This is a genomic window from Psychrobacter cryohalolentis K5 (assembly GCF_000013905.1).
Classification (GTDB): Bacteria; Pseudomonadota; Gammaproteobacteria; order Pseudomonadales; family Moraxellaceae; genus Psychrobacter; species Psychrobacter cryohalolentis.
Genome location: NC_007969.1, coordinates 2,601,283 through 2,624,517 on the forward strand (window position 1 = coordinate 2,601,283; position 23,235 = coordinate 2,624,517).

General features: G+C 42.7%; 17 protein-coding genes. 7 read left to right on the forward strand and 10 right to left on the reverse strand.

Annotation, left to right across the window (positions count from 1 at the left end):
• Positions 1 to 33 precede the first annotated feature (33 nt).
• Positions 34 to 1,398, forward strand: coding sequence for an oxygenase MpaB family protein (locus tag PCRYO_RS10855; protein ID WP_011514439.1), 1,365 nt, complete (start codon positions 34 to 36; stop codon positions 1,396 to 1,398).
• Between the two features lie 84 nt (positions 1,399 to 1,482).
• On the opposite strand, the gene PCRYO_RS10860 is transcribed toward PCRYO_RS10855, so the two are convergent.
• Positions 1,483 to 2,220 carry an NUDIX hydrolase gene (locus tag PCRYO_RS10860; RefSeq protein ID WP_011514440.1) on the reverse strand — a complete coding sequence of 246 codons (738 nt, stop codon included), beginning with the start codon at positions 2,218 to 2,220 and terminating at the stop codon, positions 1,483 to 1,485.
• Between the two features lie 159 nt (positions 2,221 to 2,379).
• Here PCRYO_RS10860 and PCRYO_RS10865 point away from each other — a divergent pair, with 159 nt between their 5' ends.
• From PCRYO_RS10865 to PCRYO_RS10875, 3 genes are all read left to right on the forward strand, one after another.
• Positions 2,380 to 2,901 (forward strand): HPP family protein, encoded by a 522-nt coding sequence (locus PCRYO_RS10865; RefSeq protein ID WP_011514441.1) that lies wholly within the window; start codon positions 2,380 to 2,382, stop codon positions 2,899 to 2,901.
• 331 nt (positions 2,902 to 3,232) lie between these two features.
• The gene (locus PCRYO_RS10870) at positions 3,233 to 3,796 is read left to right on the forward strand and encodes an NUDIX hydrolase (protein WP_011514442.1); all 564 of its coding nucleotides are present in this window, start codon (positions 3,233 to 3,235) and stop codon (positions 3,794 to 3,796) included.
• 131 nt (positions 3,797 to 3,927) lie between these two features.
• Positions 3,928 to 5,247, forward strand: coding sequence for a serine hydrolase domain-containing protein (locus tag PCRYO_RS10875; protein ID WP_011514443.1), 1,320 nt, complete (start codon positions 3,928 to 3,930; stop codon positions 5,245 to 5,247).
• A 114-nt stretch (positions 5,248 to 5,361) separates the two neighbouring features.
• Here the strand turns inward: PCRYO_RS10875 and PCRYO_RS10880 are convergent, their stop codons facing one another.
• Positions 5,362 to 8,439 carry an insulinase family protein gene (locus PCRYO_RS10880; RefSeq protein ID WP_011514444.1) on the reverse strand — a complete coding sequence of 1,026 codons (3,078 nt, stop codon included), beginning with the start codon at positions 8,437 to 8,439 and terminating at the stop codon, positions 5,362 to 5,364.
• A gap of 363 nt (positions 8,440 to 8,802) precedes the next feature.
• On the opposite strand from PCRYO_RS10880, the gene PCRYO_RS10885 reads away from it, so the two are divergent.
• Positions 8,803 to 9,264 (forward strand): universal stress protein, encoded by a 462-nt coding sequence (locus PCRYO_RS10885; protein WP_011514445.1) that lies wholly within the window; start codon positions 8,803 to 8,805, stop codon positions 9,262 to 9,264.
• Positions 9,265 to 9,434: 170 nt separating this feature from the next.
• Here the strand turns inward: PCRYO_RS10885 and PCRYO_RS10890 are convergent, their stop codons facing one another.
• Positions 9,435 to 10,376: a LysR substrate-binding domain-containing protein gene (locus PCRYO_RS10890; protein WP_011514446.1), complete on the reverse strand. Its 942-nt coding sequence runs from the start codon at positions 10,374 to 10,376 to the stop codon at positions 9,435 to 9,437.
• 227 nt (positions 10,377 to 10,603) lie between these two features.
• On the opposite strand from PCRYO_RS10890, the gene PCRYO_RS10895 reads away from it, so the two are divergent.
• Complete coding sequence (locus tag PCRYO_RS10895; RefSeq protein WP_011514447.1) at positions 10,604 to 11,689, forward strand: YeiH family protein; 1,086 nt, start codon at positions 10,604 to 10,606, stop codon at positions 11,687 to 11,689.
• A gap of 253 nt (positions 11,690 to 11,942) precedes the next feature.
• Here PCRYO_RS10895 and PCRYO_RS10900 read toward each other — a convergent pair whose 3' ends face one another.
• The 6 genes from PCRYO_RS10900 to PCRYO_RS10925 all read right to left on the reverse strand — a co-directional run bounded on the left by PCRYO_RS10900 (position 11,943) and on the right by PCRYO_RS10925 (position 20,479).
• Complete coding sequence (locus PCRYO_RS10900; RefSeq protein WP_010201661.1) at positions 11,943 to 12,152, reverse strand: cold-shock protein; 210 nt, start codon at positions 12,150 to 12,152, stop codon at positions 11,943 to 11,945.
• A 245-nt stretch (positions 12,153 to 12,397) separates the two neighbouring features.
• Positions 12,398 to 12,820, reverse strand: a complete 423-nt coding sequence (locus PCRYO_RS10905) for a YbaN family protein (protein ID WP_011514448.1) — start codon at positions 12,818 to 12,820, stop codon at positions 12,398 to 12,400.
• A gap of 166 nt (positions 12,821 to 12,986) precedes the next feature.
• On the reverse strand, positions 12,987 to 13,397 hold the full coding sequence (locus PCRYO_RS10910; protein ID WP_011514449.1) for a hypothetical protein: 411 nt from the start codon (positions 13,395 to 13,397) through the stop codon (positions 12,987 to 12,989).
• A gap of 16 nt (positions 13,398 to 13,413) precedes the next feature.
• Positions 13,414 to 14,709 (reverse strand): VWA domain-containing protein, encoded by a 1,296-nt coding sequence (locus tag PCRYO_RS10915; protein WP_011514450.1) that lies wholly within the window; start codon positions 14,707 to 14,709, stop codon positions 13,414 to 13,416.
• Positions 14,710 to 14,768: 59 nt separating this feature from the next.
• Entirely contained in the window at positions 14,769 to 17,189 is a 2,421-nt protein-coding gene (locus PCRYO_RS10920) for a tetratricopeptide repeat protein (RefSeq protein ID WP_011514451.1), read from the reverse strand.
• Between the two features lie 335 nt (positions 17,190 to 17,524).
• On the reverse strand, positions 17,525 to 20,479 hold the full coding sequence (locus PCRYO_RS10925) for a valine--tRNA ligase (RefSeq protein WP_011514452.1): 2,955 nt from the start codon (positions 20,477 to 20,479) through the stop codon (positions 17,525 to 17,527).
• Between the two features lie 329 nt (positions 20,480 to 20,808).
• On the opposite strand from PCRYO_RS10925, the gene PCRYO_RS10930 reads away from it, so the two are divergent.
• Positions 20,809 to 21,894, forward strand: coding sequence for a formate/nitrite transporter family protein (locus PCRYO_RS10930; protein WP_011514453.1), 1,086 nt, complete (start codon positions 20,809 to 20,811; stop codon positions 21,892 to 21,894).
• A 289-nt stretch (positions 21,895 to 22,183) separates the two neighbouring features.
• Here PCRYO_RS10930 and PCRYO_RS10935 read toward each other — a convergent pair whose 3' ends face one another.
• On the reverse strand, positions 22,184 to 23,107 hold the full coding sequence (locus PCRYO_RS10935; RefSeq protein ID WP_011514454.1) for a bile acid:sodium symporter family protein: 924 nt from the start codon (positions 23,105 to 23,107) through the stop codon (positions 22,184 to 22,186).
• Between the last annotated feature and the right edge of the window lie 128 nt (positions 23,108 to 23,235).

The following is a 23,235-nucleotide window of genomic DNA, read 5'->3' on the forward strand; positions in this document are numbered from 1 at the left end:
TAAAAAGCAGTTGCTACAGAGTTGCTCATAAATATGGATTCCATCGACATCTCTAAAAAAATCGCTAAAACAAGTGCCGCCAGTGCTCGGCAAGGTGCAGGCTGTCATCAAGCGCCTGTTTCTTATCAGCATCATGGACGCACCACTGCCATTGATGACCATAGTGATCTGCAAGTATTAAAACGCATTAAGCGCTATCTACTGCCAAAAGACTTTGTCATCTCGCAAGATTTGTTAGAGGAAATAGTTGCAGGCTACGATATTGGCGATCCAATAGCAGATGATCTAGCCTCTGATGGCATTCGTTTTGCCAAGCCATTACAGCAGTTTATTATTGATAAGAAAGCGGACTCTAACCTCAAGAATAATTCCTCATTCAACGCATTAACTGAACAATTTAGTCGCCATCCCGACTGGTTTGATCCCAAGCTTGCCCAAATCGGCGCGGTTGCCTATCGCCGTTATCCACTGATGCTGATTTGGTTGTTGCGTAATGTAGCCCTCATGGCAGGCTATAGTATCCCTGCCTTATCGCTACCGCTGATTCAGACTGGCGCACTGATGCATGACGCTTTACCAAGATTGATGCGTACCTACGCCTATATCTTGGCGGTCTCTGAGCACCCTCAATTGCATTTAGATTCAGAGCATAGCAAACCTAATATTGAACGAGTATTGGCTATCGGCTCTGAAGGTTGGCAGCAATCCATTAAAGTACGTCAAATACATACCTCAGTACGACAGAACTTGCTCAAAGGTAAAGGCAATGCTGCTAAAGGCGTCATACCAGATGCCAACCAACATCACAACCCAGATGGCAGCTGGAATACTGCATATTGGGGTATTCCTATCAATCAAACCGATATGATTGCTACTCATTTGCAGTTTTCACTGTTGATTATGCGTGGCTTAAGATTGCTTGGCGCCCGTATTAGCACTGAGGAAGCAGAAGGCATTTTGCATTTATGGAATCTTGCCAGTTATTGGATGGGAGTTGATTTGCAGCGACTGCCAAAAGATGAAGCCGCCTGTTGGGAATGGCTCTATACCTATTTGTCGATTCAGCAGCTTGATTTTAAAATGGGACGACCACTGGCAAAAGCCCTGCATGATTTGCCACGTCAGCTGATGGGTGAGGACAATCGCCGTGGGCGTTTTGTTGAGATGGTCAATGCCAGTGTGACCCGTACCTTGGTTGGTGATGATATTGGCGATGGGCTAAACCTACCAAAATCCAAAATACGCTTTGGCGTATTGTCTTCCGTGCCGATTCTATTTGCCCTCGATACTGCCCGTCAACACAATAGTAGAGTCGCCAACAAGCTAGAAGCATTTCGTGCTAAACGCCAAGACAATATGAACTGGTGGTTAAAGAAAAATGATGAGTATTATAAATAGAATGCATTCATTTATTATCACTAACGTTTATAATAACGATCCTCCTTCGCCAAAAACATGATTATTAGCGAGTATCTAACACTTCTATGATCGAGTATCTTGTATGCGGTAATACCACTCTAGTTGCCGATCAAAGCCTGTTTCTAATAAACTGGCAATGACTCGTCCCGTCAGACCCCACACTGTTTCGCCATCTACTTGCCAGCTCGGTGTCAGAAGCGTTGCTGCCTGATCTTGCAATGTATATTCTATGGAATATTCGACTGTTGGCTGAGTTAATAAAGTCTCAAAATCTGCCCAAAAAATGCGTGATATCTCCCCAAGCTCTGGTACCAAAAGCAGATCTGGCGCAATAAGTGCCACAATAGGACGTACACTCATACCACTTTTAGAGGTTTGGATAGGCAATTGACCAAGCAGCTGAACTTTATTAGGCGGTAGCGCAGTTTCCTCGCAAGCCTCACGTAGGGCGGTAACGACATTGTTACCATCACCTAGTTCATGTTTGCCACCAGCACAGGATACCTCGCCAGCATGACTGTTCATATGAGCAGCGCGGCGAGTCAGCAGCAGCTTAGGATGGCGCTCATGAGTGATAGCGACCAAGATAGAGGCATCGGCGATTGGGGTTTGATAAAGACTATTTAAAATACGGGCACTGCGCGAATGGTCGTGAGAGTCATAAAGCGCGGGACTAGCAATAGCCTTTAAGGTCTCGTGCTGCACCCGTTCAGCCAACTTTCTGATCGTGGGATAACGTATAAAATCTGGTACAGCAACTGTCATTTCATCAAAACGTACGGACTGTGAGGGATTTAGCATTATAATTGCCCTGTATTTTTATCAGTATTAGCCATCAAAACCTTGAATAGTTGCAGCAAGCAGATTGCGACAACCGTCAGACAGACATGGTCTTTTATCATTGTACGACTGCAATTGGTCCTCATGGATCAAGGGTGTCATTCATATATTATTTAGGAAATGCTCGTGGATAAGATTTTTTCATTACATAAAATGCAGGGCAAAACTGATGATTGCCCGCAAAGATTGCCCTTAGTCATCATTGCCATTGCTTGGGCTGGCGGAACAGTTGCCACTGCTGTATTGGCATTACTGGGAAATTGGCAAAATATCGCGATGATTTTGGGCTCATTTGGCGCCAGCTGCCTGCTTATTTTTGCTTATCCAGAAAGCCCTTTTGCTCAGCCAAGAAACATTGTCGGTGGTCATCTTATTACTACCTTTACTGGCTTAGCTTTTATGTCTTTATTTGGGGTTGAGTGGTGGAGCTTGTCCCTTGCCGTTGGTACGGCAATTGCTCTCATGTTACTGCTGCGCGTACCGCATCCACCTGCAGGCTCCAATCCATTGATTGTGATGCTCGGCGGCGTAAAGTGGCATTTTTTGCTCACTCCGACGCTAGTAGGTGCCCTTGCCTTGGTAGTGGTAGCGCTGATTTACAACAATATTGGTCGTGGCAGACACTATCCGCGCTATTGGTAACATAGTCAATTTAAAGTAGAGTGACTTATAGCCTAGCGCAATCTGATAATAACTGCATACCTTTTGTGTGACTGATAGGCTTGGTCTATTCTGTTGGCACACAAGGAATTCCAGCGGTGATTCAACTCACAAAATACGCTATTATTATCATTGCCAGTATGAGGAAGATTTGTGTTATCTTAATATAAAGGGCGATTGTCAGATAATCATCTGATATTCGATAGCCCTAGTATCTGATACAACAACCTGATACAACAACAATTATAAATCTTAAAGCTATACGTCTTAAAGTAACCTTATCTCTCTCATTTCATTATATAAGGCAGTCGATATGCGCTATTGTCTACAATGCGGTTGTGAAGCAGAACGCAAAATACCAGCTACGGATAATATACCGCGTTTGGTATGCCCAAACTGTCATTATATTCATTATGAAAACCCAAAGATAATTTGTGGTTCGCTGGTCGTCCATAAACATCGGGTGCTGCTCTGTCGACGCGCAATCGAGCCGCAGTATGGCTTATGGACGTTACCTGCAGGCTTTATGGAAAACGGCGAAACCATGGCCGAAGGTGCCGCGCGTGAGAGCTTTGAAGAGGCTGACGCGGTCGTGATCAATCCACATTTATATTGCTTGTATGACATTCCAGATATTGGTCAAATCTATAGCATCTATATCACCGAACTAAAAGACGGTGCTTATGGTATCGGCTCTGAAAGTCTTGATTGTGCGTTATTCACAGAAGAAGACATTCCTTGGGATAAGCTTGCGTTTGAAGCGGTACGCCGTACCCTAAAAAGCTATTTTGCAGACCGTCAACATTACGACAGTTATGATCAATTCCCAATTCATCAAGAGATCATTGGTAAAGACCAAGCCATTAAGCGCTATTAATAACGAAGCTCGCTAAAAAGCTGACTTACAAAAGCAAGTAGTAAAGACCGTTGATAAGAATTAAGCTCAAATCTTATCAATGGTTTTTTATTGCCTAATGTTAACTGCTTAAGCTAAGTCGCGAGGATACCATGCTGACACTACAACACTCTTTTGCCCTATTACCGCTAACTTTAGCCCTAGGGCTGACGAGTGTAAGCGGTCATGCTGAAAACACTTCTTTAACCGCTAAGGAATCAGACCCGCAAACGCTTGGCTGGAGGCAAGGTTTCCCGCCTCCAAAAGGCAAGCTAATCACTCAACCACAGTCGGACTTTTTTAGTTTTCCCAAACTGCGTTGGACAGTCTGTCATATTCGAGAGCTAATGCCCACTACCGAAGTCAGTCGCGGTATCGGTGCACCATCCAAACTTGACTATGCACTCGATAAAAATATTGATGCCATTACCTTTACCCCAACCAATAGCAAACGCCCTATGACATGGCGGCAGTCACTTGATGCCAACTATACAGACGGCATTATGATCCTGCATCATGGCAAGGTCGTCTATGAGCGTCAAAATGGTTGCCTCAATGAGCTGGGTAATCACGCCGCAATGTCGATGACCAAGTCAATGACAGGATTATTAGCAGAAATCCTCGTCACCGAAGGTAAGCTTGATGATAAGGCATTGGTTGCCTCTATTATTCCTGAGCTGGCAAAAAGTGGCTTTGGCGATGCCACCGTACGCCAAGTGATGGATATGACCACGGCGCTCGATTATAGTGAAGACTATGCCGATCCTGACGCAGACATCTGGAAGTATTCAGAAGCGGCAAGCCCGTTACCAAAACCCAAAGGCTATAGCGGACCCAATGGCTATTTTGAATATCTGCAAACGGTACCTAAAAAGGGCGAGCACGGTGTAGAGTTTAACTATCGAACCATCAATAGTGATGCACTCGGCTGGATTATTTCACGCACCACTGGCAAGGCAATCGATGACCTGCTCTCTGAACGTATCTGGCAAAAAATCGGTGCCGAACAAAGCGCGTATATGACGGTCGATGCTAAGGGTACGCCGTTTGCTGGCGGCGGCATCAGTGCAGGTTTGCATGATATGGCACGTATTGGCAGCTTGATGCTCAATAAAGGCGAGATGAATGGTGAGCGCTTATTCCCAACAGCGGTAGTCGATAATATCGAAGCTGGCGGTGATAAAGGCGCATTTGCAAAAGCGGGCTATAAACAGCTCAATAATGGCAGCTATAAAAGTATGTGGTGGCTGTTTAATAATCCCACGCCTATTTATGCAGCACGTGGCGTCCACGGTCAAACGGTCTATGTTGATCCAGCAGCCGATATGGTCATCGTTCGCTTTTCCTCATACCCTGAAGCCAGTAATGGTAAAATCGACCCAACTTCGCTACCTGCCTATAAAGCAGTCGCTAATTACTTAATTAAAAAGTAAGCCTTTAAGAAATAGCGCTTTAAAATACTCAACCAAAACAAAACCGCCGCTTTCAATATAAATACTGGAAGCGGCGGTTTTTTATATAGATACTGATTTTTTACAAGTTAAAAGCTAGCTTTTAATTTTACAGACTTTAAAGCCAAGCTCTTGTACTGCTGCTTCTTTATCATAAGGCGCTAATACCGCGCGGACATGCTTTTGCCCTTGTAGGTATTGCTTAGCAACGCGCTGCAAGTCAGCCACGGTCACAGCCAATATTGACGCGCGCATTTTACGCTGCCAGTCGACGCCGCGATGATGCAAATCTGCAAAGCAGGCTTTAACCGCCTCCCCTGCTGGAGAGCCTGGCTTATCCATTCCTGAGATAATACCTAAGATGGCTTCTTCTAACTGCTCGTCCGTTTGCGGCTCATTCAATAGCCACTCGATACTGGCATCAAAATGGGCAAAAGTTTCAGCACACTGCGGGTCACGGTAGCTAAAGAACTTAAAGGCACAGGCATTGGCATCGTAGCCCGCACCGCCGCCATAAGCACCGCCGCGCTCACGAATAGCGCTATGCAGATAACCATTGCGTAGATAAGGCGCGAGTACCATTAGAGCTGCTGTATCAGGATGATCAGCCGCTGGCACGGTATAAGCACTGGCATTATGATAGACATTGGTTGGAACCAGCCATGCCAAGTCTTCAACATCGAGCGCCACATCACTTTCTAGCGCTTTGACCGCATCTGTTTCGCCATTTAATGCCGCATCTAGTTGCAATTCGGCAAACTCACTTGGGATATTGTCTTCAATACTCGCATCAGAATTTTTTAACTGAGCTGCAATCTTTGGCGCTTGACTGTCTTTCCAGCTATCAACGATTAAATTGCTTAAGCGTTCAGTTTGCTCCGCTTCACAGATGATAACCGCGTGCTTAGGCAAACTAATTAAACGCTGATGTAAGTCCATCAAACTGGTTGCTAATTTATCCCACTGTGCGTCATCGCTACTGGCATGGGTTAAGAAGTCTTTTAATGCATTCAATGCTGGTAGACCGCTGCGCACATATTCTAGCTGTGCTTGACGACTCATACCACGACTGGCAGTTTGCATCGCATAAGAATGACCTGAACCAGCAAGGTTTGATTGCCAGCCTGCTTGACGCTGCTGCAAGATTTCTTTGATACGATCATGCTCACTAAAAATACTGTGTTCCATGACTTCTTTGAGCAAATCAATCGCTTCAGGTTTACGATTCAGCGCGCGCGTTGCCACGACGAAATAGCTGCTAATCGCTTGGCTGTCATCGACATTGGTACGCTGACTAACACGCGCCGTCACCCCTGATGAATGCGCCGCTTGTTTGGCCTGCATTTCATGGGCACTAAGAGAATCTGTACCTAGCTCTGATAACAAGCTTAAATAAATAGGCAATAACGGATGATTAATTACTTCATTAACGGGTAGCTCTTCATTCTTATTCTTACCAACCTCATCGGTCAACGGTACGATGATTTGATAATAATACAAGCCGTTAGTGCCCGCTTCATATTCGAATAAGGTGCTCTCTTTGCCGCTTAAATTTACTTGTTTTTGCGTGCCTTGTTTAAAGCTGATATCGGTCGGTACGTCTTCTAGACCTACTTTTGGTAATAAGCTTAAATCATCAGGCGCTGCTTGGCGCACTGCCAAATCAAGCGCTTGTTGTTTTAAGATAGCTTTATCATCAGTGGTCAAATCCATCTCGATGGTATCAAGACGAGTCTGCTCAGCTGCTGCCAAACGGGCTGTTTTTTCACTATCAGGCGTCATTGTGACGCGCACACGATGCTGATTATCAAGCAAATGAGTCTTGATTAAATTCGGTAACCATTGCGCATCTTTTACTTGTTCACGCAGCCATTGTAAATGCTCATCAACTTCCCAGACATCGATAGGATTACCATCATGAATCGCGGTACTAAAGCCTTCTAGCATGAGATTTAGACCATACGGCATACTATCACCGCCGATATGGCGCTGATCTATCTCAATTTGATGCAAGATGGTTTCAATGGTTTCATCATCGATTGGTTTGCTCGCGACCTCTTTAAGCAAATCCATAATACCCTGCTCTACCGCTTCGGCATGCTCAGGGTTTGAGCCGCGTAGACCGGTATAAAAGACCATTTCATAATGGCTGTCATCAAGCCCTAATAATGGACTTGGTGCTTTGCCTAGTGGATGGCTATCCAGATACGCACGTAACGGCGAGCCAGCATGTTCAATCAATACACCTTCTAAAAGACGTAGTGCCAAACGCTGCTTGGGATCAGTAATCGATGGTAATAACCACGCCACCACATGATGGGTTTGATCAGGGCCGGCTTCGTCAGCGGTATAGGTATCGACCGCACTAATCGGCGCAGACAAACGCTGCTCTGGACGCGAAACATGTTTTTTACCTGCTTCAAACTGAATCAAAGCATCGTCATGGATTTTGGCTTGGGTTTCAGCGACTGGAATATTACCAAAGCTCATAATCACACTGTTTGACGGATGATAGTGGCTTTGATGGAAGTCAACCAGCTCATTATGAGTCAAGTCTGGGATATCAGCAGGATCACCGCCCGAATTATAGTGATAGGTCGTTGTTGGGAACAGATGATGGGCGACCGTATGATACAACTGGTCAATCTCGCCACTCATTGCGCCTTTCATTTCATTAAAAACGATACCCTTAAATTGCGGCTTGTCATTTTCGTCTAACTCAACACGGATGCCTTCTTGGGCAAAATCAAGCGGGTGAATATTGGGGAAAAATGACGCATCAAGATAAACGGCAAGCAAATTAAAGTAGTCGTTTTTATTTTGCGTGGCATACGGATACGCTGTCCAATCGGCAGCGGTCATCGCATTCATAAAGGTATTTAACGAACGCTTAATCATCGAAAAGAACGGGTCGCGTACGGGGAACTTTTCAGAACCACATAAAGCCACGTGCTCTAGAATATGCGCCTCACCTTTTGAATCCATCGGCTGGGTACGAAAGCCGACCAAAAAGGCATTTTCATCACTCGGATGCGCCAAGTGATAATGCATCGCTCCGGTTTTGATATGCTGACTGATCAGCACATCCATCGATAATGCATCGATATGGCGGTGCTCAATCAGCTCAAAGGCAGGATGCAGGGTTAAATCAGCAGTAAATAGCGTGTCAGTCATGGTTATCCTTATGCATTAATTACTTCAGTATCATCTTAGCCAATAACCAAGGTATGAAATCGATATCAGCAATTAAAATAGTAAAATTTATATTTATAAAAAGATCGCTTTGAATAAACAATTAAAGTTATCAAAGCCTCATAGGTCATCTTCGAATTGAATGGCATTTATCAGCTAAAAAGAATTTGCCTAACGACAGTAGATGGGGCTAATACGCTAGTAAGTCAAGACAGTGGGTGGAGAAAAACACTAAGTCATCAAGAATAACGGATAAAGATAGCGCCCGATTTAACAAAGCCTACTTAACAGCAGTCATTAGTAGTGCTATAGTTAAAATCATCTGCCACAAGGAAGGAGCCGCTCATGAGTTACCAACATATTTTATTGGTCACCGATTTACTATCCGATGCTGACTTGGTTGCTCAAAAAGCCAAGCGTATCGTTGATAATCGTCCTGACTCCAAATTATCGGTATTACATATCGTAAAAGATACCATGGTTGGCTTTGGCTACGAGCTGGTGCCTGCCTCAAGCTTATATGATGAGATTGATGATGAGCGTTGCCAAGAAGCGCGTGCGAAACTGGCGCAGTTTTTGGATCGTAATGACTTACATGTGGTCAACTCTGAAGTGACAACTGCCATCTCAAATAGTGAAGGTATTGTCAACTATTGCCATAAGAATGACGTTGATTTATTGGTTATTGGTCGTCATGAACGTCATGGGATAGCAGCTTGGCTTAGTGGCGCAACGGCAGATAATATCTTGCCAAATGTACCTTGTGACAGCTTAGTTGTGAGACTTGATAAGCCCGTTAATAAATAAGTGTAAGCATAGAATTAATACAGTCGATACTAAATAAGGTGAATGCACTTTATTATAGGGCGAAACTGGTACAAATTTTTCTTGCTTGCTGTGGCTGCGCCGACAGAGGCTACAAAAAATTTATTCCAGTTTCGCTATATTTTTTAATACGGAATTGACTATAGCTACCTTTAAACACGATCCTCTTGAATAATATCAATAAAGCTTTGCCAAATCGGGCTTTGATGGCGCGCTTTATGCCATACCAGCCACCATGTACGTGACAAATCAATTCCTGCAACCTGTACTTGTACCAGCTTCCCTGTTGCAAGCTCTGCTTCAATGACGTGCTGTGACAGGCACCCAAGTCCAATATCAGCGCTGACCATATGCTTAATCGCCTCCGACTGCTGTATTGCCATAATCACCTCAGCATTGGGCAAATGCTGCAATAATTGCTCATCGATGATCTGCCGCGTACCAGACCCCGCTTCTCGTACCAATAGTGGCAGCATTGATAGTTGCTCAATACTCAGCTCATAGCAATTATTTGCATCGTTATAATAACCTACATCGGTCAACCATTTGCTGTTGTGTTTAGCAAAAATCATCAAAGTATCAGTGCGCCACACGTGCTGCTCAATCACCTTCATATCTACTGGGCGCGGCATACCTTCGACTAAAGCAATATCAATATTTAGTTGTTCAACCTCTGCTACTACCTCTTGAGTATTGGCAATATACATATCAACATCTGCATCTGGCAGTGCCTCATAGAGCTTGGCAAGCAGCGGCGGCAGTACGTAATTGCCAATGGTGGTACTAGCACCAATATGGATCTGCCCTGCTTGGTGCTTATGATAATGTTCTAGTGTCAACGACTGCCCTAAGATAGCTTGAGCTTGTATATAAATAGGATGGGCATTGGGATGCTGATTGAGCCTACGCCCAACGCGCTCAAACAATGGCATTTGCAGCCTTGCTTCTAATTCTGTCAACGCACTACTGACCGCCGACTGCGATAAATGCAGCACTTCACTGGCACGACTGGTACTACCTGTTTGATAAATACTGACAAACACTGATAATTGTTTGAGAGTAATCTTTGGTAATCCCTGCATGGCTTTTTTCATAATTTCTCTGACATCCTATCTTATTGATGCAATCTAAAAACCATCTGTTATTTTAAAAATCCTCTATTATCTAAAAAACTATCTTTTTAACCCTAAGATTTTCTATTAACCTATAAAATCGATAATTTGTATCTAATTAATCTGTTTTTATTATAGATTGGTCTATCTTATAATGTCTATTCATAAGCTTATGCTTATTTCGATTATAAACAATAGGACAGTCAGTCATGTACGTCTTGACCCAATCAGTGAACAACTATTTTCCACGCAGCCGCCATCTAGCAGGGCTCATCGTCGTGCTGATTGGCAGTTTATTTTGTTTATGGCTCAATACTAGTGTAAACACATGGACAAATGGGCGCATCGTAGGACTGTCATCACTGACGCTGGCGATTTTAATCGGGATGATACTTGGCAATACGGTCTATACCAATTTTGCTGAGCGTTTAAATGAAGGAGTTTGTTTTGCTAAAGGGCAGATTTTAAGACTCGCCATTATGTTTTATGGTTTTAAACTAACAGTGACCCAAGTTGCTAGCGTGGGTATGCCAGCAGTTATGACGGATGCACTGGTACTAACATCGACTTTTTTATTGACCTATTGGATAGGTAGCAAATTATTAAAAGTCGATAAACAAACCGTGCTATTGATAGGCTCAGGTGCCAGTATTTGCGGTGCTGCCGCCGTCATCGCCGCCGACCCAATCGTTAAAGCAGAAGCGCATAAAGTCACTATCGCCGTGGCGACAGTGGTGGTCTTTGGTACGGTTGCGATGCTACTCTATCCGTTTTTATACCATCTTGGTTGGTTGCAACCTTGGTTAAGTGCTCAGCAGTACGGAGTTTATACGGGTTCAACCATTCATGAAGTGGCTCAAGTCGTCGTCGCTGGTAACGCAGTCAGTCCTGAAGTGGGTGATACAGCTGTTGTCACCAAGATGATTCGGGTCATGATGCTCGCCCCTTTCTTACTGGTATTGTCTTTTGCTCTGACCAAAGGCTGTAGTGAAAATGGTGAAAATGCTTCATTTATGAGTCGTATTAAAGAAGTCAAAGTCCCTTGGTTTGCCTTTATATTTATTGCCATCGTCTTACTGCACACTTGGGTGCCGATGACCGCAAGCTTTGAGCGTAGTATGGTCATGCTAGACGATGTGCTGCTCACCATGGCGATGTTTGCGCTGGGCTTAACTACGCATCTGAGCGCTATTAAACAAGCGGGCGTCAAACCTTTAATACTTGGGACGATTATGTTTGCTTGGCTGATCATTGGAGGTGGATTTATTAATATTGGTATTAGCTTGATTGGCTAAAGTAAACTACCAAATATCCTTGCCGCTCGTTATCATTATTGCTGTGAGTTATATAGATCAAAAATGCCGACGACCAGCGTAGTCATCGGCATTTTTGGTTCATTGTCTGATTTAAAAGCCACTCAACATAAAGCGCACGTTATAAATATTAAGCTTTTAGTTGCAAATAGCTTATCTTAAATCGTAGACGAAAAAAAACGAACCCGAAGGTTCGCTTTTTTTTCATCTTGCTCTAAGCGTCTATAAAGACAGATTAGATAGCAACGATGTTATGGGCTTGTGGGCCTTTTTGACCTTGAGTTACAGTGAACTCAACTTCTTGGCCTTCAGCTAAAGTTTTGAAGCCTGAACCAGTGATTTCGCTGTAATGAGCAAAAACGTCTGCGCCAGTTTCTGGAGCGATAAAACCAAAGCCTTTAGCTTCGTTGAACCACTTAACTGTACCTTTTTGAGTATCTGACATATTGATAATCCTACTTTTAAATTTATTAATGGTCTAGTGACCGGTAACGCTTGCAAATAGCTACTGAACGATAAATATTAAAACGAAGGATTATAACTAATACTACGAGGTAATGATTTGGTGCAGAACTGCTCTTAAGCTTGGAAGTATTATAAGGGCAAGATCCCATTTTCGCAAGTATTATCTTAGATTTCATGTAACCAAAGCCGCTTTTTGGCTGTTTTTCGCCCTAAAATCAACGCATTTTAGGCATTTGGCAAACGGAACAAATAGACCGCTACCCCAGTACAGACCGTGGCTACCAGCCAAGCTACCCACATCATATCTGCAGGAATGTTAAAAAATAACATTGTTGTTGAAATTGCCATCATTATCGTCGCTAGCCACTTGCCATATAAAGGTACAGCATGGCGATCTTCCCAATCTCGGACGAATTTACCAAAATATTTATGATTAATCAGCCAAAAATGAAAGCGTCGTGAGCTACGCGCCCAGCACCCTGCCGCTAGTAAGATAAAAGGTGCGGTCGGCATGACAGGTAATAATACGCCAATGATACCCAAGGCAAAAAACAACCAACCAAATATCAAAAACATCCAACGCACCGTTGGATTGTTATGTTGATTGGTCTTGGGTCGGTAATAAAAAGATTTTTTTAATTGAGTCATGATAGTTTTATCAGTCAGTGTGAGACATTAGGTCATCAGGTATGGACTACCTATATAAGTTATCAAAGATAAAGAAATTGAAACCTAGGTTCAAGACTGATTTTGCACGGTTTTGCTACCGATACGTAGCTTGTTTAGCAGTTAGGTAAATATCGGTCGTTATTCACTATGGTTTGGCAGGATAGCTTTCCCAGTAATCAGCGATTGCTTTTGGAAAACAGTATTCTTTTGGCATCACAGTAATGGCGATGGGTACTAATATGGATTTGGTCACACCGCCGATACTGTCACAAGTGGCATCGGTAGGTACGTCATAATAAATCACGCGCAAGGTATTCTGCGGACAGAGGTCTGAGCACTGAAAGGATTTGACCACTGCAATACCGTTATGCACGCCAATGACCTTCTGCTGCGCACCTTCGGTTGGTGCTAATTCTTTTGGCTGGGCAGCTCGAATAAGATCAGCATCTGTTAAGATGTTTTCATTGGTAGGTAAAGAGACGCAAGCGCTTAGACTTAAAAACAAAGCACTTAAAGTGAGGGCTTTTGTAGTTGATGTTGTTTTCACAGTGAACATGGCGGTTACTCCTCAGTTATGATGTTATCAATCCAATCTTACGAGCTTCTTTTAGCCAGCTTGGGAACTCTTCTAGCATACTCTCATAAAGAGACTCTTCACTAATGTCATCCAAATCATCTAATTCAAAAAAATCGCAATTATCAATCACGCGCCCTTCCATGTCATCTAGTTTTTTTAGGATGCCATAACCACGACCACCCAAGCCCACAAACTGCCAAAATATCGGTAGTTTCGCGGCGTCCGTCATGACTCTGGTGATACCGCGATTGTCATTCACCCCGCCATCACTGATAAATAGCACGTATACGGGCACATCCAAGCCGTCTTTTTGATAAAAATCCGTCACGGCTTTCATGACTTCTGCTTCATTGTTAATGCGCGGGCCAAGTGCCCATTTGCGCCAGCCACCATGAGCGTTATTGATGAAACCGTCATAGTTGCTAAGCCCAATCTCGCCCAAATACTGCGGATCTCGGGCAAACGCCCAGCAGTCTAGCGCTTGGTCGTCATCGAAGCTCACTGCCAATGGCAATATGCGGTTGACCACTTCTTGCACGCGGCCTTTTTTGTACTGTCTGTTCATTGAGCCTGAGGCATCTAACACCAATGCTACCTTTGCGGTCAATTTCTGCAATTGGCGTTTCTCAAGCGATATCGTGGCTTTTTTGGCCAGATTGACGAGTTTTGGCGCTTTGTCTAGCATGACCTTCTCTAATGACGGTTTTGCTTTAACTGGCGTGACGGTCGCCTCTACTGCTTGTGGGCTGCCCTCTTCTACATCGCCACCGAAATGCTGCACGATGGCGGCAAGTCCACCATTAAAGCCTTGCGCGACGTTGGACACTCGCCAAACGCCACTCTTACGATAAAGCTGCATCAACATACTGGCTTGCTGCTGGGCAAAATCTACTGCTTGATATTCTGCCTGTACCTTTTGCGATTGCTGCCAAATACCAATCTCTAACGATTGAATTTGATTGAGCGGGGTGTCGGCTGATAACACAAAAAACAAGCTGTCTATATTGGTAGCCAGTTTGGATAAATTCACTTCAAACTCAGCTTGGATACCTTTATTCGCCGTTGGCTGCGATTCGTAATGGGTGAGCTTGATTTGCCCACATGGAGAGGTCGGCTGATTATAAAACACCATGTAATCATCATTGATCAGTTTGCCCGCTGCATCTAAGGCAAAGCAACTGATGTCCATCTCTATTGGGCTTTGGCGAGTGAATTTGAGCGTGATTGGTGCGGTATCGTCAATAGCAAGATTGCTTAAAGGCGAGCGTTGTCCGACGGTGAGATGGTTCATGGTGTTCCTTACATTCATAAAGATAATTATAAAAATAATAGCGCACTAAAGCGCTTCTACTAGTTTTTAAACTTCATGTCGTTCAATCTCTTTAAAGATAAATTATGATATCGTACTGCATCATCTCTAATCTTAGCCTCATAGCCCGTAATAGCTTCACTCTTGGTGTTATATCCAATCTTGTTAAAAAATTTAATAGCTTCATTATATAGGCTAACAGCATATTTATTATCACTTGAATTTTTTGCAATCTGATACCTTGCAATACCTTTTCTAAGAAAAACAAATGATTCAGACCTACCTTTCTTAACACAAAGCTCTATAAACTCATCACCTTTTTTAATATTTTTTAGCTTGTAATAAGATAAAGCTACATTAACCATAGCATCAATATTATTTTGATCTAACTCAAATGCTTTTTCGGATAATAATAATGCTTTTTCAAAATTATTTGTTTTATTAATTAAAAGCCAAGCATAACGGTCATATAAATATGAGTTTATAGGATCATCAACCAGAGCTAGTTCGTACATCTCAATAGCTTTGTCAATTTCTCCACGATCTGTGTGACTTTTAGCAAATCTAGCATATTCAGACCTAAATGCTTCTGAAACCCTATCAGTTTTGTAGCTTTTTTCCATTTCTTGTAGCTTTTTTCCATACAATTCAGCCTTTTGTGCCTTACTCTTAATATCGTCTTGTACATATTTAGTATAACTTGAGAATTGCTTTTTAAAGAACATCTGTGCCAAACTTACTATTTCGAAAATAAACTCTGAACCAAAATCAGTTATATTAGCGAAATAGGTTTCCTCATAAGCTTGAGTAAACTCTTCCTTATTAATTTCAACGAGTTGATAAATCTTATCCAGAACTCGATTATTAATTTCATGGTCAACATGAATAATTACTAAGAAAACCTTTCTTTGAAGTTCATTCATCCTTAGCCAAGCATCTTCGTATAAGAATTCTAACAACTCTTCGTTTGAAAATTTGTAAAACTTATTCAAACCTTCATCTATGCCAGATTGAGAGTGTTTCATATATTTAACATATGCTTCAATAAGTAAGGGTTTATACATTAGTTTTTTGACAATTTTTCTTAATCTATTTTCTCCAGCCTTATTAAGAGATTCTGCATTATAACGCGCAGATAGATTTTTCATAAGCTCTACGCTTTCAGACTCATTTAAACCTTCTATGAGTATTGGTTCGGCTTGTATTATTTCTCTTCTTCTAGAAGTTATAATAACTCTTGCGATATTTTTTGATATATATTTAACCCTCTCAGACAACTCCTTAACCTCAGTTGGAGAATTAGCTAAAGTTTCAGAATTATCAATAATTAGGAGAATATCATCTCTATTTATTTTATTTTTCTGTAGAATATTTTTTGCTTTGTCTACTAATGCTCTACCATCAATACCGTACCATTCCTTAGATAAATCCGTCTGAGTCTTTACAATTTCTCGGATACAGTCATCAACCATTGGCTGTGCAGATTGAAAATAAACTAAACCATCTTCAGTCCATTTAGTTTTCTTTGCAGAGTAATAACAAATGTATAATGGATTATTATTTTCTATTTCAAAATCACCATCTAAAAATTGGTTTAAAGACTCTAATATAAAAGTAGTTTTACCATATCCCCCATCACCATAAATAAGACAGACTCTTGAGTCTACATCGCTGTACCATTCTGTTAGTGTATTAAGCTCTTTATTTCTACCATGAAATGAATCAGTTTGTCGGACTGGTATATTATGAAATAGAATATCGTTGCTTTCGTTATTTATTTCTACTAAGTCATAACCTCGATTAGTATTTATACGTTCTATATTAAAAATTCGTGAATTATTTAAACCAAAGCTAAATTCTTCTGAATCAGTTATATTCAGTGTTTGACCCTTTAATCTCCATAAACCTTTTCTTTGTTTAATGGAGATAATCACAAATGGCTCTTCTTGATATAGTAACGGAATCGATATCTTGTGTTCATCAATTACCTTTAATTTGTTGTCAACTGATGGAATCAACCTCTCGCAAACCTCAAGTATCCTAGATGAAAGACTTATTAGCTTAGGTGCCCATTCTTCCGACTTTTTTAAATCCAATACCCCATGTCCAGAAGAGGAGTTTCTAAACTCAATAAAATTGCGTAATTCATCCGCTAAGCTTATATTATCTTTTTTTTCAAACCATCCATCCATAAACCTCTCATCAATATCAGTTCTAAATTTAGGAACTAAGTAATCCAAAATTTCATAAGGCAGTCCATCGGATGGTTTTTGAATCCTATCTATAAAGTCGGTAAGTCTTTCATCTTCCTCTAATCTTAATATAGATGTGGATATATCCAGACTTGTGAGAGCTATAACTTGTGTTAATGAGCGTATCAACGAGAATAGTGCATTACATTTTTCAATAACTGAGCTAATAGATGCTATTTCATCCAATTTAATATTGTATAAGCTTTTCATAAATTATCTCGAGTCTGAAGCTAAAAAGTAGGTAGTATTGTAATAAATTCTTAGGTGACTATTGAGAGCTTTCATCTACGGCGTTAACTGCCATTCTAGCTCTGCCAGTTTCGCTTTTTCGGCATCGACCACTTCGGCAGGTGCTTTACTGATGATAATTTTTGCAGCTTATAAAGATATATTCGAGCTAATCTCAATAGGATATAGATAATAGCACACAAATATTCAGTATTTGGCAGTACTAATAGTTCTTTAGAGAACCAACTAGTAGACAATAAAAAACGCCATCATAAATATGACAGCGTTTTTTATTACTATAGATATTTACGCTTTATTTACAACGCTTTCAACTGCTCCATCTGCGCCGTCATTGCCGTCAACTGTCCTTCTAGCTCAGCCAGTTTCGCCTTCTCAGCATCGACCACTTCCGCAGGTGCTTTACTGACAAAGCCTTCATTGCCTAGCTTACGGGCGATGCCTTCCGCTTGACCTTTCAACTTATCATATGACTTACCCAAACGTGCCAGCTCAGCCGTTGGATCAATCAGACCTTTCATCGGTACGAGTACACGTAGCTGACCGACCATACTTGATGACGATAGCGGCACTTCATCGCCTTCTTTGACGATCTCTAAGCTCTCGACTTTGGCAAGCGCTTTGAACTGGTTTTTGATGCGTGATAGACGCGCATCTTCATCAGCAGAGATATTTTGTAGTAGTACTGGCAGACGTACCGCGTTGCCCAGTTTCATCTCACCACGGATATTACGGACACTAGCGATTAGCTCCTGTAGCCACGCCATATCTGCCTCAACTTGCTCACTGATTTGTGCATCATCCGTTTTTGGATAGTCAGCGACTACGATGCTGTCAGTGTTTTTGCGACCCAATAGCGGTGCGACCGTCTGCCAGATTTGCTCAGTCAGATACGGCATGATTGGATGACTAAAGCGTAGCGCTGTCTCTAGCACGTGCAGCAGTACATAGCGGATTTGCGCTTTACGTTCCTCTGATACCGAGTCATCATTTAGACTGGCTTTGGCAAGCTCAACGTACCAATCACAGTACTCGTTCCAGATAAACTCATAGATATCTTGGCTGACCATATCGAGACGATACTGAGCGAAATGCTGATGGATATCGGCAACGGTAGAGTTCAGACGACTCATGATCCATTTTTCTGGTAATTCCCATACATCAGGATTCGCCGCTTGGTCGATAGGCTTGGCATTGCCTTCGCTATCAACACAGTTCATGAGTACAAAACGGCTGGCGTTCCAGATTTTATTACAGAAGTTGCGATAGCCCTCGACACGCTTTAGATCAAAGTTAATATCGCGACCCGTACTGGCCAATGAGGTAAAGGTGAAGCGCAGTGCATCGGTACCAAAGGCTGGGATGCCTTCAGGGAACTCTTTACGCGTTTGCTTCTCAATCTTGGCCGCGTCTTTTGGATTCATCATGTTGCTGGTACGTTTTTCTACCAGCGCTTCCAGATCAATACCATCGATGAGGTCAATCGGATCTAAGACGTTACCTTTAGATTTTGACATTTTTTGACCATTGCCATCACGTACCAGACCATGCACATAGACAGTCTTAAACGGTACTTGCGGCGTGCCGTCTTCGTTTTTCACGAAGTGCATGGTCATCATGATCATGCGGGCAACCCAAAAGAAGATAATGTCAAAACCCGTCACCAACACGCTGGTCGGGTGGAAGGTGTCCATCACGCGTGGATCAGCGTTGACGTCTGCCCAGTCAAGCGTACTGAACGTCCATAGACCAGAACTGAACCACGTATCGAGCACGTCATTATCTTGGCGCAATACGATATCATCGCTTAGACTGTACTTGCTACGCACTTCCGCTTCGTCACGGGCGACATAGATTTCACCCGTCGCATCGTCATACCATGCAGGGATACGATGACCCCACCACAACTGACGGCTGATGCACCAATCTTGCAGATCGGTCATCCACGACATATACATGTTTTTGTACTGCGCAGGGACGAACTCGATGCTGCCGTCTTCTACTGCGTCAATCGCAGGCTTGGCCAACTCTTTAACCGCGACATACCACTGATCGGTCAACCACGGCTCAACGATCGTACCGCCACGCTCAGCACGTGGGGCTTTGAGTGCATAGTCTTCGATATCTTCTAGCCAGCCCTGCTCGCCTGCTTGCTCAACAAGGAATTTACGCGCCGCAAAACGCTCAAGTCCAGCGTATTCACTTGGCGTGGTTTCTAATGTTGGCTCACGTGTTTGTAGATCAGGATAAACTTCCATCGCTGGCAAAATGTTAGCGCGCTCATCAAGGATATTAATCAATGGCAAGTTATGACGACGACCAAGTTCATAGTCATTAAAGTCATGGGCTGGGGTGATTTTTACGCAACCGGTACCAAATTCGATATCAACATAATCATCGGCAACGATAGGCACAATGCGACCAGTGATTGGCAAGGTAATGGTTTTGCCAATCAAATGCGCGTAACGCTCGTCCTTTGGATTGACGGCAACGGCGGTGTCACCCAGTAAGGTTTCAGGGCGCGTGGTGGCGACGACCAGATAGTTTTTGCCCTCTTGGGTTTGCAACTCTTTATCAGTGAAATGATAGCGGAAATGCCATAAGCTGCCTTTTTCATCGACGTTTTCTACTTCCAAATCCGATAGCGCCGTTTGGAACTTAGGATCCCAGTTGACCAGACGCTTACCACGATAGATAAGTCCATCGTCGAACAGGCGTACGAACACTTCTTTTACCGCATTAGACAAACCGTCATCCATGGTAAAGCGCTCACGTGACCAATCAACCGAGCTGCCCAAACGGCGAATTTGGCTGGTGATATTACCGCCCGACTCTTCTTTCCATTCCCATACTTTATCGATGAAATCTTCACGCGTCATATCACGGCGCTTGATACCTTGCGCCTCCAAACGACGCTCAACGACCATTTGGGTCGCGATACCTGCATGATCCGTACCTGGCTGCCAAAGCGTGTTGTCGCCATCCATGCGGTGGTAACGTGTGAGCGCATCCATGATTGCATTGTTAAAACCATGACCCATATGCAGCGAGCCAGTGACGTTCGGTGGCGGCAAGGCAATAGAAAATGACTCGTCTTTGTCAAAAGTCGGCTGGAAATAGCCGCTTTCTTCCCAACCTTGATACATGCCCGCTTCGACTTCCGCAGGATTATAGGCGTTTTCAAGTTGGCTAAGTGCCGCTTGGATAAATTGGGTCAGGTTAGTTTTGCTGCTTTGAATATCAGGAGTGCTCATAATAAAAAGGTCTTTTGTGAATAATGAATGTGGTCAAATAAATACGTTAAAAATTAGGAAAATAATGAATAGAGTGATTTTAACGCAGATAGGCAGATTTTGTTAGATGCTAAGGTAATTTATCAGCCTTACAGCGCGTCATTACGCCCCTAACACCAGCAAATAGCAGAAAATACCAATAAACAACTCCAATCGGCTGAACTTCCCACAAAATAAATCCTAGTCGTGTTATAAAATACAGGTGATGCGAGAACTTATATAGTTATCGTATAGCATAATAAATGGCGTTTTTATCCTAAAATGATAGCCCGATAAATAGCGAGCCAACTGTGTCCCAAGATACTGAGCACACTTATAACAATAGCAGCCACTCTAAAGCTGACAAGATAGATGATAAGCGCTTGATTGATGAGAGCGCTTATCATCCATCTAGTAATAATAATAAAGATATTAGCGATGCGGATACGCCAGACGACACTAATGCAAAAGAAAAATTGGAATACGAAGACTTCTCTGAGGATATTAGCAAAGAAGACCAAGAAACCATCAAAAAAGTCGCTAATGATGACAATTTAAGTCAAGCAAAAAGCTATGCCAGTATCTTAGTTGAGCAAGTGATGGATGCCAGAGAAACTTTTGAGCGCTCACTTGGCTCACTATTTACCAGTGCTTTTACCGCTGGCCTTGAGATTGGCATCAGCTTTTTTATGATTTTAGCGGCTTTTGCGCTTTTGAGTGGCGTGCTACCGAGCCATTATGCTGTTGTACTCGCCTCCCTACTTTACCCGATTGGTTTTATCATCGTCGTCATCGGTCAGTCACTATTATTTACCGAACAAACCTCACTCTTAAGCCTACCTGTGCTCAATAAAATCGAACCGCTCAATAAGCTGCTACGCCTGTGGGCAATCGTCATCGCTGGCAACGTCGTTGGTGGCTGTTTATTTGCTGCATTAATGATAGGTTTAGGTTTAAATATGCAGCTATTTAGCGTCAGCGACATTGATATTTACGCCGAGCATATCTTAGGGTTTAGATGGTGGGTGATATTTGGCAGTGCCATCTTGGCAGGCTGGATGATGGGCGTCACCGCGTGGCTTGTGACCTCAGCGCGCGATACCCTTAGCCGCATCGTCTTGGTGACGCTTATTACTGGCAGTATCGGCTTTTTGGGTTTGCATCATAGTATCGTGGGTAATATCGAAGTATTCTCAGCCTTGCTCTATGGCAATACCGTCAGCTTAGGGCGTTATTTGCTGTTTTTAGCCGTGGTGTTGGTCGGCAATACCGTCGGCGGCGTGGTATTTGTCGCGATACTTAAAAACCGTACCTTCCTATTCGAATTAGCCAAAGTAAAGGAAGAAACAGCTAAGGATAAACTAGAGGCACAAAACAATATCCGTGGACCTTACTAGAGATAATTAGTACGGTATTTTTAAATCTAACGCTAAAACTCCATAACCGACGTTAACTATAATCAATTCCATTTAAGAATAGTATAGGGCTGCTGGGATAAGTTTTACGCAGCCTCGAGAGTGCAAAGCACACAGCAAGCAAGGAAAATTTACCACAGTAGCCTTTTATAACATTTGTACTTATTTTATTTAGCACTGACTATATCGAAAGTGGTTATGCAGCTTTATAACTAAAAAATTATAATCGAGCAATTATGCCTGAGTAATTATACAAATAACTCATCCCTATTTACAGCATACGCGCTGCCAACACACTACTTTCTATCTCAGACTTTCTTAACTTATTGTGCCGAGCGCTAAATATACGCACCAAAATGCCTGCCGTTAGGAACATTACCAAGGTATAAATAGCTGGCATCATCGACATATCGTAGTTAGATAATAGCGTTAATGCCATAAATATCGACAAGGTACTGTTTTGTAGACCGACTTCTAGCGTCACCGAAGTTCTTTGCGCTAAGTTAAGACCGAACCATTTGCTACTATAATAACCGAGCGCCATGGTCGAGAGGTTCAACAATACCGATACAGGGCCAGTAGCGATAAAGGCATCGACAATGATATCGCGTTGCACATAACACAAAAACAGCACTAAAAACGTTAAAAATATCACCCCAAATCGAGATACATAGACTTGTGAGCGATCGGCGACTTTTGGTGCGTAGCGTTTAATCAGCATCCCAATGCTAATAGGTACAATCGTCAGTACCACTAAGGTAAGCACGGTTTTTACTACCGGCAATTCAAACTCACTACCGCTGCCCATAAAATAAATCAATGAAAAACTCAGTACAATGGGAATGGTAAATACCGTAATAACGCTGGCAATCGCTGTCATCGTCACCGACAGCGCCACATCGCCTTTAGCCAAATAGGTAAATAAGTTTGAGGTAGTGCCGCCCGGACACAGAACGAGGAGCATAACTCCGACGGCGTATTCTGGGCGTAATGGCATGATATTAGCTAGGGCAAAGCCAATAATTGGCAACAGTATCAGCTGATTGGTCAAGCCAATACCAACGGCTTTTGGGTATTTTAATACCCGTTTAAAATCATTGGTAATAAGGGTCAAACCCATACCCATCATGATTAAAAACAAGCAAATAGGAATAACAACGCTATTTACTAAGGTGACTAGAGCCAGACTTTCCATAACTACATCCCTGTAGATAAGACCTATTGCTAGGTCAATTTATAATGATTCAATGATGCCTGATTAGCAATCCTTGCTAATACGCTTGTCACTACCTGCTAATGCTTATAGATAACGGACATCACCCG